The organism is Vibrio sp. 03-59-1 (assembly GCF_013114135.1).
Taxonomy (GTDB): domain Bacteria; phylum Pseudomonadota; class Gammaproteobacteria; order Enterobacterales; family Vibrionaceae; genus Vibrio; species Vibrio cortegadensis.
Window position 1 is genome coordinate 453149 of sequence record NZ_VTYA01000001.1, and the last position, 15786, is coordinate 468934.

The window sequence follows — 15786 nt, forward strand, 5'->3', positions numbered from 1 at the left end:
TTGCAAACCACTTCATCATTTAATTTTCTCATTGAGTTTGTCGCACAAATTCAGTGAATTATCGGGCATCAATTCACTTTAATGTTTGAGAGATCGAGCTAATGTTTGAGAGATCGAGCTAATGTTTGAGAGATCGAGCTAATGTTTGAGAGATCGAGCCAATAGAAAGGGGTGTGATACACGTAAAGCTTGCACTACATATATGTAGGTATTTTGCATAACATTCGTGATCAATGTTGCATATATGCACTCTATGTTTAAGTTTTTGTTACAAATTGATTTCCATCAAAAAAATGTGGTTTTTATATGCTACTTTGCGCGCAAATTAATAAAAACAACTATTTAGCCCTACAAAGGAAATTATAATGAAAAAAACAATGTTTAGTCTTGCCGTCCTCGCTGCGTTAGCTTCCACGAATGTCGCTGCCCATAAAGAGGGGGATTTTATTGTTCGTGCAGGGCTTGCTGGAGTCGTTCCAAACGATAGTAGTTCAGGTATTCTGGGTTCGAATGAAGAGCTTGAAGTCGACTCAAATATGCAGCTAGGTTTAACTCTTGGTTATATGTTTACGGATAATATTAGCTTTGAAGTTCTTGCCGCGACCCCTTTTAGCCATAACATTTCTACTGATTTAGCTGGATTGGGTGATATTGCGGATGTTGATCACCTGCCGCCTACTCTTATGCTGCAATACTATTTTGGAACCCGTGAAAGTACTTTCCGTCCCTATGTTGGTGCTGGTATCAATTACACGACTTTTTTCAGTGAAGGGTTTAATAGTAAAGCTAAATCAGCAGGGTTGAGTGATCTATCTTTAGATGACTCTTGGGGGCTTGCGGTCAATGCGGGTGCCGATTACATGTTAAATGAAGATTGGTTTTTGAATGCGTCAATCTGGTATGCAGATATTGAAACCGATGCACATTATAAATTTAATGGGGCAAAACAAACGACAAAAGTTAAAATAGACCCTTGGGTATTTATGATTGGTGGTGGTTACAAGTTTTAAGCTGAAGTCGCCCTATATAAAGATATAAAGATCTAAAGATATAAAGATCTAAAGGCAGTCAAGGCTGCCTTTATTCTCTTCTACGTCATAGAACGACGCTCCCATGTGATTAGGAACGGTGTTTTATAATATATCGATAGTGATCTCATCAAATTGATACAGCTTTCCACCAAACTTTTTGCTAAAGGCTAGAGCATCTTCTTTGGTACTAAAGCTTGCCAGTGTTTGTCCCATCGCCCCCGTTTGACTTGAACCGATCACAAACCACGCTTCTTTTGCATCGATGAAATATTGATCTTCAGGTTTTTGCCATGGCGTTTTACTCATGTCATGAACAAATACTTGTCGAACTTGGCGTTGGTTTTCTGGTTGAAGCAAGTAGCTAAAAAGATCACGGGTTGAGCAAAATTTCATGATATCATCATGGCCCTTTTGAAATGCTTCGCCTTTCGGCCCCGGGAAATTAGCAATGATCATTCCGCACAAATGGCATTCATCACTATTTTCAATTGCCACTGCTTGTTTGAGCATTTTTTCTTGAGGATCCTCGCCACAACCCATAAGCAACAAAGAGAGGGCTAGGCTGGTGACTATTTTCCATTGCGTGGATATTTTTTGTGACATGTATAATCTCGCTTATAACGTTTTTTTTCTGAAAATGAGTAAAGCCACTGATAGCGGTAGAAGGATCCAAGCCAGCATCACAAGCAAAAGCGTGCTGGTGGAGTAACTGCTGTTGATCGCCACGGCTAATACGCCATTAACATCGGTGCTGTTCAATGACGATAAGTTTATTAATCGGAATAAATCGGCTGGGTTGAACATCATCACCTGAACTAACGCGTGCTGAGTCAGTAGCTCACTTCCTCCTACGAGCACGCCAAGCAGTACTAAGTCAAAAATAAGCACGAAAAACAACCATAGGATGAGGGAAATACCTGCCGCTTTTGATTTTTCTGAAACCAACAGACTGGTTAAGTAAGCCAAGGTAATGAAGCACAAACCAAGCAGAGTGGAAGTGAGAATAAAGAGCCCAAATGATGACGCAACTTCAGCGGTATCAAGGGTAAAGGCGAGTAGGACTCCTGCACTACCAAAGCCTAAAACAGTGGCAAGCGTGATGATGAAACCTTGGCCGAGAAACTTGCCAAATAGCAATTGTCCATGGCTGATCGGATAGGTCATCAGCAGCAATAGAGTGCCAGACTCTTGTTCTCCGACGAAGCTGTCGTAGCAAAGTAGTAGGGCAATCAACGGGATGATGAATACCGACAAGCTCGATAAACTTGCGATAGTGGATGAGAGTGACGGCGGACCAATATGTCCAGACGCAACACTGCCATAATAGCTTAGTCCAACCGACAACAGCGCGAAAATAAAGGTAATCGAGACAAACCAGCGATTACGTAAACCATCTTGGAACTCTTTTAATGCGACCGCAATGATAGGGTTCATATTATTGATCCTCCTTGCTGCGTGAGTGATCGTGTTCTACAGCGTCAGAGGTTGTGCTTAAAAAGTGCTGGTAGATCTGTTCTAAGTTGGCCGGTTCCACATGAATATCACTGAGAGTGTCGTAACGCATCAACTCTTTGATTGCCGATATTTTATGTTTCTCTGGAATATGGAGTTGATTATCCGTCACCATAAATCCGGTTAATTGCTCATTGCTGGCAAGTGCCCCGTTAATGCCATGCGTTTTGATGACCACTGGGAGATTGGCTTGAAGCCGTAATTCGGCCAGTGTGCCTTCTGCGATACACTGCCCACGAGCTAAGATCATCGCTCTATCAATGTGTTGTTCAACGCCGGGCAGCACATGCGAACACAAGATAATACTGGCACCACTTTTTTTGAGTTGATCGACGCTGGTATAAAACTCTTGGGTTGCAATTGGATCAAGTCCTACGGTTGGTTCATCAAGCAACAGCAGTTTAGGTTCACCTAAAAAAGCTTGCGCGAGTCCGAGGCGCTGCCGCATCCCTTTTGAGTAGGTTTTCACTTGGCGGTGCATAGCATCACTTAAACCGACCTTTTTTAGCAAGGGTTGGATCTGGTCGGAAGACGCAGATTTCAAGCGAGAAAAATAGGTGAGCACTTCCAGCCCGGTCAATTGGTCATAAAAGCTGACATTTTCAGGCAAATAGCCGATATGTTTACGACTATGCCAAGCTTGGTTACTTTTAGGATCAACCCCAAAGACTGAAAGCTTACCTTGGGTTAACGTAATAACACCGAGAATGAGCTTCATCATGGTGGTTTTTCCCGCACCATTGTGCCCAAATAGCCCCAATACTTCACCGCGTTCTAAGGTCAAATTAATGCCATTGAGAGCATGCAGTTGTTTGTACTGCTTGGTTACTTGTTCGAGTTGTACAACCGGTCCGTTCATGAATGATTTCCTATTCCGTCGATGAGAGGAGAAGTTACGTTGACGGGATTGTTGAGTCGTTGTGTCGAGTTTTCTGATTGAGGTTCTTGCTCTGAATCTGGAGACATAAGCGGGTGCGAATCTTTAACACCTGCGGGCTTTAATACTGGGAATTGCTTTTGGATCCAACGCAGCATGAGTACGGCGGGGCTGTCTAGCAGTACTTTTGATTCAGGGTATTTCCAAACCATTTTGTCGATACCATCATTTGGCTCAAAAGGCGTATCACCGATGTTGTTATTATCAAGATCCCAACCAAGATAGTTACTCCAGTAGTTGCCAATACCATTTTGACTCCATTCTTGCTCTTGGTTGGATACGTACTTCACTTGAACGGGATTGTTGATAAATTGGTTGCCAAAAATTTTGCCATTTTCCGACCCCGCAGTGAGGTGGATGCCTATCTCTGCGGTATCGATGGTGTTATAGCTAATGGTGTTATAGGCAGAGTTATAAACAAACAACCCTTTGCCTTCGCGCCCAATGACTTTATTTTCAGGTCGAGTCCAAACATTCTTTATTTGGTTGTGGCTAATTGTGGATGAGGTGATGAAGTTCATTAACATGCCGTAGTCTTCACTGTCTCGGCTGGTGTTATTTTCCACGGTCAACAAGCGAGAACTCATTAGCGCATAGCCTGCTCGTGTGTTGTAAGCGGTGTTGTTCAATACTCGATTATTATGTGAATACATATAGTGAACGCCATAACGAAGATCGTGCATGGTGTTTCCACGTAACTCGCTCTCTTGGCTTGAAATGATGTAGAGCCCATCTCGGGTATTGCTGATGTCATTACCGATCACGAGCGCTGTTTTTACGGCTGAGAGTTGAATACCATTTCCGCGATCCGCAGAGCGCAAAGCAGGGTTGCCTACTACGGTATTTTTTTCGATAAGCAGATCATTGGCGCGTTGTAGCCAAAGCCCAAATCCATCGCCTGTTAATTGATTATTTCGGATGACGATGTTGTTCGCTTGATCTAAATAGATCCCTGCGTTTTGTTCGGTTAAATCATCTCCCCAATTAATGATGGTCAGGTTCTCAACCGTTGTATTTGAAGTATTGAGTGTTAAGGCATTTCCCACTCCATTAGCGTCAATTATCGCACCTTGCTCGCCACGAATATTAATGCCATTGCGGACATTGAAATTACCAGAATAGGTGCCAGGCTGGATTAAAACGGTATCGCCATCTTGGGTATTATCCAATGCGAATTGAAGGCTTTCACCTTGATTGACGGTGAATACCGCAGCAAAAAGTGCGGAGTGGAAAAGACTAAAAATGACAGCAATAAGCCCGCTTTTAATATTCAATCGCCACCTTCTTCTTTGATTGATAGGGTTTTCTTTTATTAAGATTGATACATTCTTGCGTCATGACTTCACTCATTAGCATCGCCTGTTCGTGAACATGGCTGATAAGGTTCCTTCACATTATCTGAAGGAACCTATCTAGACGATGGGATATGTCACTCAGTTTTGGGTGTTAAACCCTGTCGTCGTGTCGCACGTAAACCGCCTATAATTGTGTCTATGCTTCAACGAGCATACGACCACGCATCTCCATATGTAGAGCGTGACAGAACCAGTTACAGTAGTACCACTGAACGCCGGGTTTATTGGCTGTAAAGGTGATCGAAGCGGTCGCTTGTGGACCAATTTCCATCTGTACGCCATGGTTCGTCATACAGAAACCGTGGGTAACATCTTCCACCATATCGAGGTTGGTTACGATAACGGTTACCTCATCACCAAGCTTCACTCTGAATTCATTCATACCGAAAGTCGGTGCGATTGAGGTCATGTAAACGCGCACTTTATTACCATCACGGATGACTTTATTTTGGGTCATCACATCAACCCCATCTTTCTTCGCGATAGCAAGTGTCTCGGCAAAGATAGAATCATCACGCGTCCACAGTTTATTTGGTTTCACTTTACTGCGGTGAACGATCATACAGTCGTGTGGTTCCGCAAAAGTAGGACCATCGTGAATGAGCTTCATTTCATCGCCTGAAATATCAATTAACTGATCGTTTTCTGGACGCAATGGGCCTACTGGTAAGAATCTATCTTTAGAGAACTTACATAGCGAGATTAACCATTTGCCATCCGCATCACGAGTTTCACCTTGTGAAGTATGGTTGTGACCGGGTTGGTAGTGGACATCCAGTTTCTGGCGAATATAGTTAACCTTGTCACCGTTGTAAGCTTTGATTGCGTCTTCAACACTCCATTTTGCAATTTGGCTATCTAGGAAAAGAGTGGTGTAGGCAAAACCTTTGTTATCAAACGCAGTATGAAGTGGACCTAAACCAAGTTCCGGCTCTGCCACAATGGTGTCACGCGGCTTGATAGAGTTTGAGAATAGGCTATCGAGTTTAGCGATAGAAATGACCGATACCGTTGGAGATAGTTTCCCGTTAGCAACAAAGTATTCGCCGCTTGGAGAAGTATTAAGGCCATGCGGTGATTTTGGAACAGGGATATAGCGCGTCAGATCAGAGCCTTTACGGCCATCTAAAACAGGAACGTCGTTACCGTTGTATGTTTTAAAGTTGCCTGCTTTCAGTGCTGCTTCACAACGTTCAAGGCTGAATACCACAACATGGTCACGTTCAGCCGTGATCATCTCCCCAAGGTTCATGCCCATTTCAGAGTTGTAACAGGTAGAAGCGAAGTATTTACCGTCATAATCGGCATCGGTGTTATCTAAGTTACCGTCAACCATGACTTGGAAAGCGACTTCCATTTTCTCAGCATCAATGACATTAAAGAGTGAACGATAGGTGCTGATGTCATCAAGCGTTGTTTTGCCATCGTTATTCATTGGTATTTCAAATTCACCATTACAAATAACGTATTTAGTCTGTGGTACTTTTTGAACACGTAATCCGTGAATCGCTTGAACATTCGGAATGGTGAGCATTTTGTCACATTTCATCACGTCACAGCGAATACGAGCAACACGTGAATTGGCTTTATCGTTAATGAAGACATATTTACCGTTATAACGACCATCCGTCATACTCATATGGGGGTGATGGGAGTCGCCCGCTAGAATGTGTGCGCTGTCGCCTTTAATACGCTTACTTTCATCTGTTAAGCCCCAACCTGTTGCACTATCAACGTTGAATACTGGAATTCGCATAAGTTCGCGCATTGATGGCAAGCCCAGAATACGAACTTCACCTGAGTGACCACCACTCCAGAAGCCGTAATACTCATCAAGGTCTCCAGGGTGAACGACTGCGCTGTTGCTGATTTCAGATGCTTGAGCTTTTGCCATTGATGCAAACATGGCTGCCGTCATTGGCGCAGCGGCAACGCCTAAACCTATTGCGGCACTTTTACCGAAAAACTTACGACGTTCGCTGTTTTCGGGGTGATTGTCTTGATCGATATTGGTCTTGTCATCACTCATGGTGGATCTCCATATTATGGTTGTAGGTCGCTAATTGTTTAGGCAGTCACATGAATTAGCTGCATGTCATTAGATGATTGACTGTTATAGTTGAGTTACTGGAATATCATTTTTGCTGGCTTTTCTTTTCTTGTAGGCCAGTTTTTTCAATGGAGGACATTTTTCCTCATTTGAATAGGTGATTTGGCAATCTAAACAGTAGTGGCATTCACGCATGTTGATCACCCCATCCGGTTGTATGGCTTGAATTTCACACTCTTTTGCACAAGTTTTGCACGGTGAGCCACACTCTGGACGGCGCTTGAGCCAATCAAATAGGCGAATACTATTTGATACCGATAGTGCAGCTCCGAGAGGGCATAAATAGCGACAGAACGTTTTACGATTAAATAAGTTGACGGTTAAGAGCAGTACTGCCCATAGAATAAAAGGCCATTCGCGATCGAACTTAAGTAAGAATGTGGTTTTAAATGGCTCAATTTCGGCAAACTGTTCAGCAAGAGCGAGTGAGTCTAGTGAGAGACCAAACAGACCAAGTAAAATGAGGTACTTGATTGCCCATAGTCGTTCATGGACGGCCCAAGGAAGTTCATATTGAGGGATTTTCACGTACCGTGCGAACTGATTGATAAGCTCTTGAAGTGCGCCAAACGGACATAACCAACCGCAGTAAACCGCGCGTCCCCACAATAATATTGTGACGGCTGCGGCACACCAAAGAATAAAGATCACAGGGTCGAGTAAGAACAGATCCCATGAGAAGTCTTTGACTAGTGCTTGTAAGAAGGTGAACACATTCACGACGGAGAGTTGTCCTCCCCACACCCAACCAATGAATACGACGGTGATGACTAAAAAGCCATGACGTAGTTGATGCATGAAGGTTGGGTGGCGAACTAAAATATCTTGAAAGAATAAGATCAGTACCAGTACTGTGATCAGTGCGAGTAGCACGATGACTTCTAGTTGCTTCTCTTGCCATACTTGTTGCGCTAGTGTCAGTTCAGGCTCTGGGGTGATGGCGTCTGGAGTATCGACATACTGTTCTAAAACATCGTATGTGGCTTTAAAGCTACTAAACACACTGTCGATTGGGCCTGTTTGTCTGCGGACGAGTAGTTCTAGTTCCCAACTCGCTCCTGGGTCAAACTCATGATGAGCCTGAATTTTAAAAACAGACATCTCTTTAAAATGAGGGTGTCCTACCGCAAATAGGTCGGTGATCCGAGTGTGTTCTAAATCTCGGAAAGAGATGTCATTATCCGCTTGCTGGACTTGTATTCGATCGAATATCCCACCCCGCACATACCCTGATCCTTTGTATGAATATCCATTGCCGAAGATAGCCACTAAATGTTCGCCATCTTTCAAATCTTTCATCAGCCAGTTATATTCTGCCTCTCCAAATAGGTTCTTACCTATTGTCGGAATATCCGCAAGCGCATAATAGATTTCGGCAAACATTTCATCTTTTTCGCTATCCGGAACGGTATCTACATTCTCGCCTTCAGTACCATTGAACGCCATTTGTACGGCTTTATTGTCGAGAAATAGCTTTCTAATTGAACCATCGCCAGTGAGATCTAGCCAAGTTCTTTCATTGAAAATATCTTTTTTGATGGTTGAAATCGGTTGAATGATATTGGTAGAGGGCTTAATGATGCCTAATGATTCCGCGGCTTTGGTTGCGGCTTTGGTTATCGCAACATTCATCACCATGACGGTGACCGTCGCACCAGATAAGCCGTCGATTGGGATGTAATCCTGATTGGGTTTTCCTCCAACCTTGATGCGGTCTTTTACTGATAGACCAACATATTGATCACTAAATGCCCATAATTTGGTTTCTGGAATGCCTGCGAGGATGATGGGTTCGTGGTGTTCTAGCACTTTGGACGCCATGTAGTCACCTTGTGGATCGATGATAACCAACATGTTGACGGGCTCACCAGAATAAGCGGGAATCCTGGCTATATCATTGGTTTCAAAAGCGTAGCCAAGTATTTCATCATTTTTTTTGATGATGCGTAGTGGTGGTTCCCCCTGTTTTTCTGAAATAGAGCTGTTTGTTGGAAAAGTCTCTTGGATCAGAGGGATTGGATCTTTGGGTGGGCTAACAAATAGAGCTTGTGCAGAGAACGAGAATAGAACGCAGAATATCAGAGAGATAAATCTTACTAGGGCAGTGAGCCTATGACATGAATATTCCATTCTTATTTCCCAGCTTCTTGCTTTATAGAACGCGCGCATGATGAATGTAGTGATGAGAGCTAAGGGTAAACAAAATACCCTTAGCAAGATTGACTTGAATCAAAGTAATTGTAATGCAGATGTTTTGATTGTGTTAAATTTTGGCGGGCTCACATATTGATGTAATTATTAATAAATAGTTGGATGTTTTGCAATAAATTGCCTAAGCCTTTAAAAAATAACCTCTTTATAAATATGGTTATTGGTGCTAGAGGGAATAATTTGATTTGTTAAGTTTGAATATTGTTATAAGTTTTATGCTGGTACGGTCGTTGATACATTGAAATAGACCCTACGATTAAGCTAAAAACCCTTGCCAAATGGCGGTTAGCCCGCTGACTAAGCACAAAATTAAAGCTCCAACGCGAATCTTTTCTTTAGGTAGGCTCTGTGTGGTCATTATTGCTAATTTGTATCCGAGCCATGAGGCGGGGATGAGAGGAATTGTGATAAACACGTGATGCAGAGTAAAGAAACCAATGGGGATCTGCACAATTAATGAAATTAGAGAGCTAAACACAAAGAAAGCAGAAAGGTTCCCTCTGAGTTGGTTTGCGTCTTGGTGTTGTAAAAGAAGCGCCATCGGTGGTCCACCGATGGAAGAGCTGGTGCCAAAAAATCCAGAGAAAAAACCTGCAATCCCCATTCTGATCGGTGTGGGTTCAATTCGAAAAGGAAGCATGCTGACCATTACCGCAAATAGAACGAGGAACCCAAGCCATAAAGACAACACATCCGTTGATACCACTAATAGTAACATTCCGCCTGCAATCGAACCGGGCACTCGACCAATGAGGGCCATTTTTAGTCCACCAATCGAGACATTTGCTCTATGCTTGAGTGCATTTAAAATTGAAATGAATAGCGCGACCAAGCAAATTGGCGCTGGAACATAATCTGGCGATAGTTGAAATAGCAGAGGGGCTGCAACGATCGCTAGCCCAAAACCAATCGCAGTTTGTACGAATGATCCCAAAAAAATGAGGAAAATTGCCGTTAAAACGGTGGGATCTAGCCAGTCAAATATCATAAATTGCCTATGTTTTTTAATTCGCTAAGCACTGGAGTTGGATCTAAAGATGATTGAAGCAAACATAGTGAAGCGAGTCGAAGTTAAAGTAAACGCAAGTATGATGTTTATGCGGTCAGTATTTTTATGGCATCTCTGTTGTACATTTTGATTTATTCCATAGAAGAAAGATTAAGTAGTTATATATCCTTTGTTGATTAGTTGTTGTTCTTGATATGGTTAATTATGCTGATTATCACATTTTGAAATCATACATTTCATTTTTAAAACGTTCACAGTCTATCTTTGATTTTGGTCATATAGTGTGGCACGTATTATATGCACTATGCGCGCAGTTCCTGTTCTATATAACTCATAGGTATTACGATGACGAATCAAACTCAAACCGACCGAAAGGTCACTATTGGGAGCTATATTGCTCTCGCCTTTGCCGTAGTGTTTTTCTCCGGCCTAATGAAATCAACGGACTGGTATGGAGCGTTAGATTTCACCACTCTTAATGGAGCGTTTGGTAAAGTTGCTTACAATGTAACGGAAACCGCCGATGGCATTGAAGCGGCAACCACATCACTGCGTGGTAAAGGCGGTAATGGTGCGCGTGATGGTTTCATTTTCGCTTTTACTCTGATCCCTACCGTTATGTTTGCACTTGGTATGATCAATGTGCTGGAGCACTACGGTGCACTTGATGCTGCTCGTAAAATTCTGACACCACTTCTTCGTCCATTGATGGGCATTCCGGGAAGCTCGGGTCTAGCTATGATCGCCTCTTTGCAAAGTACGGATGCAGGGGCCGCAATGACTCGACAACTGAAAGATGAAGGTCACCTGACGAAACGTGAAACCGATATATTCACTATGTTCCAATTCACTGCTGGCGCGACCATTGTTAACTTCTTCTCATCTGGTGCTGTGCTCTTTACCCTCACGATGGCTGATGGATCGTTAGCGGTCACTTCATCAATTGGCCTTGCTGTTATTGTCATGTTCGTTTTCAAATTTGTCGGTGCCAACCTGTTCCGTGTTTATTTAAACCTAACAGAAGGAAAAGAAGACAAAGATAACCAAAACAATGACCAGTCAGCAGAACTAAAAGAGGAGACAGCATAATGAGCGACGTTAAAGCAAAAAAACCGATGGTGACTGATATATTTGTTGAAGGCGCTAAAAAAGGTTGGGTAATCGCAACGACTTCTACTGTTCCTAACGTATTGATGGCTTTTGTTTTCATCAAAGTTCTGCAAATTACTGGTGCGCTCGATTTGATGGGAACCGTGTTCTCTCCAATAATGGCGATTTTTGGTCTTCCGGGTGAAGCTGCGGCGGTATTGATTGGTGCTTGGATGTCGATGGGCGGCGCGGTTGGTGTGGTTATTACTCTATTTGACCAAGGTATCTTGAATGGTACGCACATCGCTATTTTAGCGCCGGCTATTTACCTTATGGGCTCTCAAGTTCAATACATGGGACGAATCATGGGGGCGATCGGCACGGAAGGTCGTTACATTCCAGTGATGATTGCCATTTCAGTACTGAATGCTTTCGGCGCAATGCTAGTGATGAATGTACTTCTGTAGATCTGATTATCACTAAATCATTACAGTCAAAAAATCCCCAAATGAACGTTTGGGGATTTTTTGATTTTGATGCTATTTATCCTTGGGCGAGATAGACATTGCATTCATTCTATATTTTAAATCAGAGTAATTTTCATCTTTGATGATTACTCGATCCCTGCAATATCCCATTCGTTTTGAATTAATGTTACGCACTGAGAGGCAAACAACATATTTGGCCCAAGGCTTATCATTTCAGTCCCCAAACGTTTCATGCTGTTGTAGGTTTTTTTAGGCATTGGAATATGATCGGTTAATAAGAAACAAGGGTTATGAGCCAACTCAATATCACGTACAGAGTCTCCCTTCTTATCTAGCATATACAGCTGATAATCTTCTGCTAACTCTTTAATCAGTTTCTCAAAACTAATCGTACGAACAGTCACACCAGGCTCAACTTGTCGCTCTTGCTCTTTGGTCATGCCTTTAGATGCATCGAGTGCTCTTGCGACTGCCGCTAATAGTATGGACTCATGGAAGCCGCCAATATTAGTGATGTCATTTGAGTTGAAGGTAATCGTGCGAGAGAAGTCTTTCGTGCTTTCCAATACAAGGTGAACGATAACGTCTTTGCGATGCGATTGAGCCACAAAAATGGTGTTCATCAATGTATGAGCCAAAATTTCGGTATGGGCTTCTTGACCGACAGATTCCAATAGAAGATGGCTCTCTGTTGGAGCGGAACGAGCTCTTAAAACAAATGCACGCATGGATAAATCGCCTTGCTATAAAGTGGGTGTATTGCTGATGGTAATACCATACAGATTCAAGACGCGTATGTAACCGCGATCGGCTGTTGAAGTCAAATAGAACTGATGTTTATCCCTGCTCTGTAAGATGAGTGGCAACAATATTGGCAAAGCGTTCAACACCTTCTGCCCATTTATCGTTATCTTGATATGAGGCACAGCTGAATCTGATGCAGTGTTTGTACTGATCATGAGTGCCGAAGATAGTGCCTGGTAATACACTTATTTTTGCTTTTAAGCACTCTTGATAAATCGCGTAGCTATCGACTGCTGGTGGCAATATCAACCAAGATAAGAATGCGCCTTGTGGCCGACTGAGCTGAAATTGACCTCGTAAGTTGTCGCGTTGGTTTAAGGCTTTGATCAATTGAGTCGAAAATCTCTTTTGATTGCTGTGGTAATGCTTCTTCATCTTGCTCAAATGCTGACGGTATTTTCCTGTAGTAAGAAATTCACCAAGCGCCGATTGCATGAGGTTTAAGCTACCCATATTGTCGCTGATCAGATACTTCTCTATTTTACGCTGATACTGCCCAGCCAAGATCCAGCCAACACGTAACCTTGAATCCAACGTTTTAGATAATGAGTTGCAATAGATGACACGATTGCCTTTATTTAAGGATTTTAAACTCGGAAGCGGCGCTTCAAAGGATAAAGCGCCAAAAACATCGTCTTCGATAATGGGGATATTCTGCGATTCATCCAATAAAGCTTGCCTTGCTGCCAATGGCATACGAGATCCTGTTGGATTATTAAAATTGGGAGTGACGAGTATCGCCGCGATATCCCACATGCTTATCGCTTCTTTTAATGCCTTAATATCAATACCAGAGTCAATACTGCTAGGGATCTCGATAACCTGTAGATCTAAGGATTCCATAAGTAGCAAATTGCCGAAATAGCATGGGGATTCCACAATCACGATATCACCCGGCTTTGTTAGAGCGCGCAATGCGAGACTGATCGCTTGCTGGGCTCCGTGAGTGATCGATATTTCATTTGAATGCGCGGTGATGCCGCAATCTTGGGTGATCTTAATGAGTTGCTTAATTAAGGTGCTATTCCCCGGTGGTAACTGATAGTGGCTGGGGATCTGAGTTTGATAACGACTATGACGGCCTATCTCGGCATACAAACTGCGAATTGCAGGACCATCGATATTGGGATGAGCAGAACCGGCAGGCATCGTATGCTCGATAAGAGGCTGAGCCAAAATCGACTTAGTGACAGAGAGGAGATCAACATGGTTAGGATCGCTGACAGAAGTGAATTCAGGAAGCGGCTTTTGCTGAATGCAGTAGCCAGAACGAGGAACTGGATAGACAATCCCAGCGGCTTCTAACTCTTGATAAGCCCGGATAACCGTATTCCTGCTTACCTGCTGCTGTTGAGATAAATGGCGTATAGAGGGCAATTTGTCATGCTCGACCAAAGTACCCGAATGAATTAATTGACGAATATGCGCTTCAACATCTTGGTATTTGGTGTTCTCTTTCATTCTGTACCCAATTATTTAGCCAAAACTGTGTCTTTTTATCCCAACTGTACCTAACTACATTAGCAATATAATGTGATGACTTACTAGAGGTTTTTATGTGGGTGAAATTGATACCCGTTATCTTTGTGGTTTTATGGAGTTCAGGCTTCGTTGGTGCTCGATTCGGTTTGCAATACGCAGAGCCAGCAACGCTACTTGCGCTAAGAATGATGGCAAACGTAACCGTATTTATCGTGCTCATTGCATTTATGCGTAGAAGAGTTCCAATGGGAAAGGATTTATTACACGCATCTATTGTTGGCTTGTTGATCCATGGTTGCTATTTAGGGGGGACGTATCAAGCCATATCGATGGGAATGCCTGCTGGGTTATGTGCGTTGCTTGTTGGTATTCAGCCTATTTTAACGGCAGTGCTGTTAGTCGGGTTTTCTAATCAGCGTCTGATTGCATCGCAATGGCTCGGGCTTATGGTTGGCTTCGTGGGGATATCATTGGTGTTGATGGGAAATGTTGAGTGGCAAAATGATGAACATCAACTGGCTGCTATCTGCTTTACCTTTACAGCATTGGTTGGTATCACTTTGGGGACGCTTTATCAGAAAAAATTCTGCCATAACGTCGATATGATTGGAGGGGCGTTGGTGCAGTATTTCGCTTCGGCGATCTTATTTAGTATTGTTGCTTGGAATACCGAAACGATGGAAGTGATGTGGGTTCCGGAATTTTTTGCGGTAATGGCGTGGTTGGTGATTGTGCTGTCTGTGTTCGCCATATTGTTACTGCTATTTATGGTGAAAAGTGGTGAATCATCGAAAGTGGCTTCTACATTTTATCTTGTTCCACCAGTCACTGCCATTCAGGCATGGCTAGTGTTTAACGAGAGCTTTGATTGGCTTGGTGCGCTTGGTTTCACACTTGCTGCTATAGCGGTTTATCTAGTGGTTAGAAAACCGATAGAAAAAGAGAAAAAAATAAGTGTCGCTCAAAACTCTCAAGTAAAAGAAGGTTAGGTAAGGCTGTTAATCGTTATTCTCAGCTCCCGTCAGGTATAAAGCGTCAGCGGCAAGAGCGCCAGTAGAAAGGGTTAAGCCTGCAAACAGTATGACGCCCGCGTATTTGCTTGCAATGATAGCGATACCAAGAGCATTGATTGCTTTTTCCATAATAATTTCCTTGTTAAGAGTTAATTGAATATAACTCCAGTGTAGTAAGTGGAGAGAAAAGATAATGAGAGTTAAAGCCGTTGCTCAGAACTAGCATTGGTTACATGTTGGAAATACAACCGAAAGCTCTTAATTACAATTAGTTACAGATGTTCTGTTGGTGCTATAAATAAGTCATTAACATTGAAATTAGTGATGAAAGCTTTAATTTGATTAATTTTGGCACTCATATGTGCCGTTTATGGAAGGGGAGTTTGTTTTTCACGTGGCTGCTCCCTTCTTTACGCAGTAATTGTTTCATTACTTCTTTCTATTTTTACCAGGAAAAGTAATAAAAGCGGCTGAATTGGTCGTTTTTAGTGCTTTTTGATTGTTATGTAGTCGAACGAACAATTTATTTGAAAAAATGCTTGCACGAAACTCTTCATTCTCTATACTGCGCATCCACCGACACAGAGCAACGTTCAAACGTTCACTGAAGTCGGAGTTGATTAGGTTCAAACCTTTGATACTAAAGCTCTTTAACAATTTAGACCTATCAATCTGTGTGGGCACTCGTTGATGATAATCACTAGTTTCGTACTGTTTGTTTTCGCTTTTTAAAGCGAAAGTAAAT

At 42.7% G+C, this 15786-nt stretch carries 14 protein-coding genes and 1 pseudogene; 4 read left to right on the forward strand and 11 right to left on the reverse strand.

The annotated features are described in order from the left end of the window. The first annotated feature begins 365 nt into the window (after positions 1-365). Positions 366-1010 (forward strand): outer membrane protein OmpW, encoded by a 645-nt coding sequence (gene ompW, locus F0249_RS01835; protein ID WP_171755646.1) that lies wholly within the window; start codon positions 366-368, stop codon positions 1008-1010. 123 nt (positions 1011-1133) lie between these two features. Here the strand turns inward: ompW and F0249_RS01840 are convergent, their stop codons facing one another. The 7 genes from F0249_RS01840 to F0249_RS01870 all read right to left on the reverse strand — a co-directional run bounded on the left by F0249_RS01840 (position 1134) and on the right by F0249_RS01870 (position 10144). Next, a complete protein-coding gene (locus F0249_RS01840) occupies positions 1134-1634 on the reverse strand; it encodes a nitrous oxide reductase accessory protein NosL (RefSeq protein WP_171755647.1) in 501 nt (166 codons plus the stop codon). A gap of 12 nt (positions 1635-1646) precedes the next feature. After that, positions 1647-2465 carry an ABC transporter permease gene (locus tag F0249_RS01845; RefSeq protein WP_171755648.1) on the reverse strand — a complete coding sequence of 273 codons (819 nt, stop codon included), beginning with the start codon at positions 2463-2465 and terminating at the stop codon, positions 1647-1649. Between the two features lies 1 nt (position 2466). Then, positions 2467-3402 carry an ABC transporter ATP-binding protein gene (locus F0249_RS01850; protein ID WP_171755649.1) on the reverse strand — a complete coding sequence of 312 codons (936 nt, stop codon included), beginning with the start codon at positions 3400-3402 and terminating at the stop codon, positions 2467-2469. Then, a complete protein-coding gene (locus F0249_RS01855; RefSeq protein ID WP_171755650.1) occupies positions 3399-4754 on the reverse strand; it encodes a nitrous oxide reductase family maturation protein NosD in 1356 nt (451 codons plus the stop codon). The genes F0249_RS01850 and F0249_RS01855 overlap by 4 nt, the downstream gene beginning before the upstream one ends. Before the next feature lie 217 nt (positions 4755-4971). Then, on the reverse strand, positions 4972-6864 hold the full coding sequence (gene nosZ / locus F0249_RS01860) for a TAT-dependent nitrous-oxide reductase (protein ID WP_171755651.1): 1893 nt from the start codon (positions 6862-6864) through the stop codon (positions 4972-4974). Positions 6865-6948: 84 nt separating this feature from the next. Then, a complete protein-coding gene (gene nosR / locus F0249_RS01865; protein WP_171755652.1) occupies positions 6949-9075 on the reverse strand; it encodes a transcriptional regulator NosR in 2127 nt (708 codons plus the stop codon). A gap of 337 nt (positions 9076-9412) precedes the next feature. Beyond that, entirely contained in the window at positions 9413-10144 is a 732-nt protein-coding gene (locus tag F0249_RS01870; RefSeq protein WP_017052771.1) for a sulfite exporter TauE/SafE family protein, read from the reverse strand. Positions 10145-10510: 366 nt separating this feature from the next. On the opposite strand from F0249_RS01870, the gene F0249_RS01875 reads away from it, so the two are divergent. Next, positions 10511-11254, forward strand: coding sequence for a nucleoside recognition domain-containing protein (locus F0249_RS01875; protein ID WP_017052770.1), 744 nt, complete (start codon positions 10511-10513; stop codon positions 11252-11254). Beyond that, on the forward strand, positions 11254-11721 hold the full coding sequence (locus tag F0249_RS01880) for a YjiG family protein (RefSeq protein WP_017052769.1): 468 nt from the start codon (positions 11254-11256) through the stop codon (positions 11719-11721). The genes F0249_RS01875 and F0249_RS01880 overlap by 1 nt, the downstream gene beginning before the upstream one ends. Before the next feature lie 146 nt (positions 11722-11867). Here the strand turns inward: F0249_RS01880 and trmY are convergent, their stop codons facing one another. Both trmY and F0249_RS01890 read right to left on the reverse strand, forming a co-directional pair. Further along, the gene (gene trmY, locus F0249_RS01885; protein ID WP_017052767.1) at positions 11868-12470 is read right to left on the reverse strand and encodes a tRNA (pseudouridine(54)-N(1))-methyltransferase TrmY; all 603 of its coding nucleotides are present in this window, start codon (positions 12468-12470) and stop codon (positions 11868-11870) included. A 109-nt stretch (positions 12471-12579) separates the two neighbouring features. Then, entirely contained in the window at positions 12580-14007 is a 1428-nt protein-coding gene (locus tag F0249_RS01890) for a PLP-dependent aminotransferase family protein (protein WP_171755653.1), read from the reverse strand. Between the two features lie 95 nt (positions 14008-14102). On the opposite strand from F0249_RS01890, the gene F0249_RS01895 reads away from it, so the two are divergent. Further along, positions 14103-15017, forward strand: coding sequence for a DMT family transporter (locus F0249_RS01895; RefSeq protein ID WP_171755654.1), 915 nt, complete (start codon positions 14103-14105; stop codon positions 15015-15017). Between the two features lie 9 nt (positions 15018-15026). Here F0249_RS01895 and F0249_RS01900 read toward each other — a convergent pair whose 3' ends face one another. Both F0249_RS01900 and F0249_RS20125 read right to left on the reverse strand, forming a co-directional pair. Continuing rightward, on the reverse strand, positions 15027-15170 hold the full coding sequence (locus F0249_RS01900; RefSeq protein WP_017052764.1) for a hypothetical protein: 144 nt from the start codon (positions 15168-15170) through the stop codon (positions 15027-15029). 300 nt (positions 15171-15470) lie between these two features. Further along, positions 15471-15786: pseudogene (locus tag F0249_RS20125) on the reverse strand (hypothetical protein); the annotation flags it as partial.

Excerpts from the sequence above, each read along its gene's own strand:
- ompW (WP_171755646.1), top strand. The coding sequence starts at position 366 with ATGAAAAAAACAATGTTTAGTCTTGCCGTCCTCGCTGCGTTAGCTTCC.
- F0249_RS01840 (WP_171755647.1), bottom strand. The coding sequence starts at position 1,634 with ATGTCACAAAAAATATCCACGCAATGGAAAATAGTCACCAGCCTAGCC.
- F0249_RS01845 (WP_171755648.1), bottom strand. The coding sequence starts at position 2,465 with ATGAACCCTATCATTGCGGTCGCATTAAAAGAGTTCCAAGATGGTTTA.
- F0249_RS01850 (WP_171755649.1), bottom strand. The coding sequence starts at position 3,402 with ATGAACGGACCGGTTGTACAACTCGAACAAGTAACCAAGCAGTACAAA.
- nosZ (WP_171755651.1), bottom strand. The coding sequence starts at position 6,864 with ATGAGTGATGACAAGACCAATATCGATCAAGACAATCACCCCGAAAAC.
- nosR (WP_171755652.1), bottom strand. The coding sequence starts at position 9,075 with ATGGAATATTCATGTCATAGGCTCACTGCCCTAGTAAGATTTATCTCT.
- F0249_RS01870 (WP_017052771.1), bottom strand. The coding sequence starts at position 10,144 with ATGATATTTGACTGGCTAGATCCCACCGTTTTAACGGCAATTTTCCTC.
- F0249_RS01875 (WP_017052770.1), top strand. The coding sequence starts at position 10,511 with ATGACGAATCAAACTCAAACCGACCGAAAGGTCACTATTGGGAGCTAT.
- F0249_RS01880 (WP_017052769.1), top strand. The coding sequence starts at position 11,254 with ATGAGCGACGTTAAAGCAAAAAAACCGATGGTGACTGATATATTTGTT.
- trmY (WP_017052767.1), bottom strand. The coding sequence starts at position 12,470 with ATGCGTGCATTTGTTTTAAGAGCTCGTTCCGCTCCAACAGAGAGCCAT.
- F0249_RS01890 (WP_171755653.1), bottom strand. The coding sequence starts at position 14,007 with ATGAAAGAGAACACCAAATACCAAGATGTTGAAGCGCATATTCGTCAA.
- F0249_RS01895 (WP_171755654.1), top strand. The coding sequence starts at position 14,103 with ATGTGGGTGAAATTGATACCCGTTATCTTTGTGGTTTTATGGAGTTCA.
- F0249_RS01900 (WP_017052764.1), bottom strand. The coding sequence starts at position 15,170 with ATGGAAAAAGCAATCAATGCTCTTGGTATCGCTATCATTGCAAGCAAA.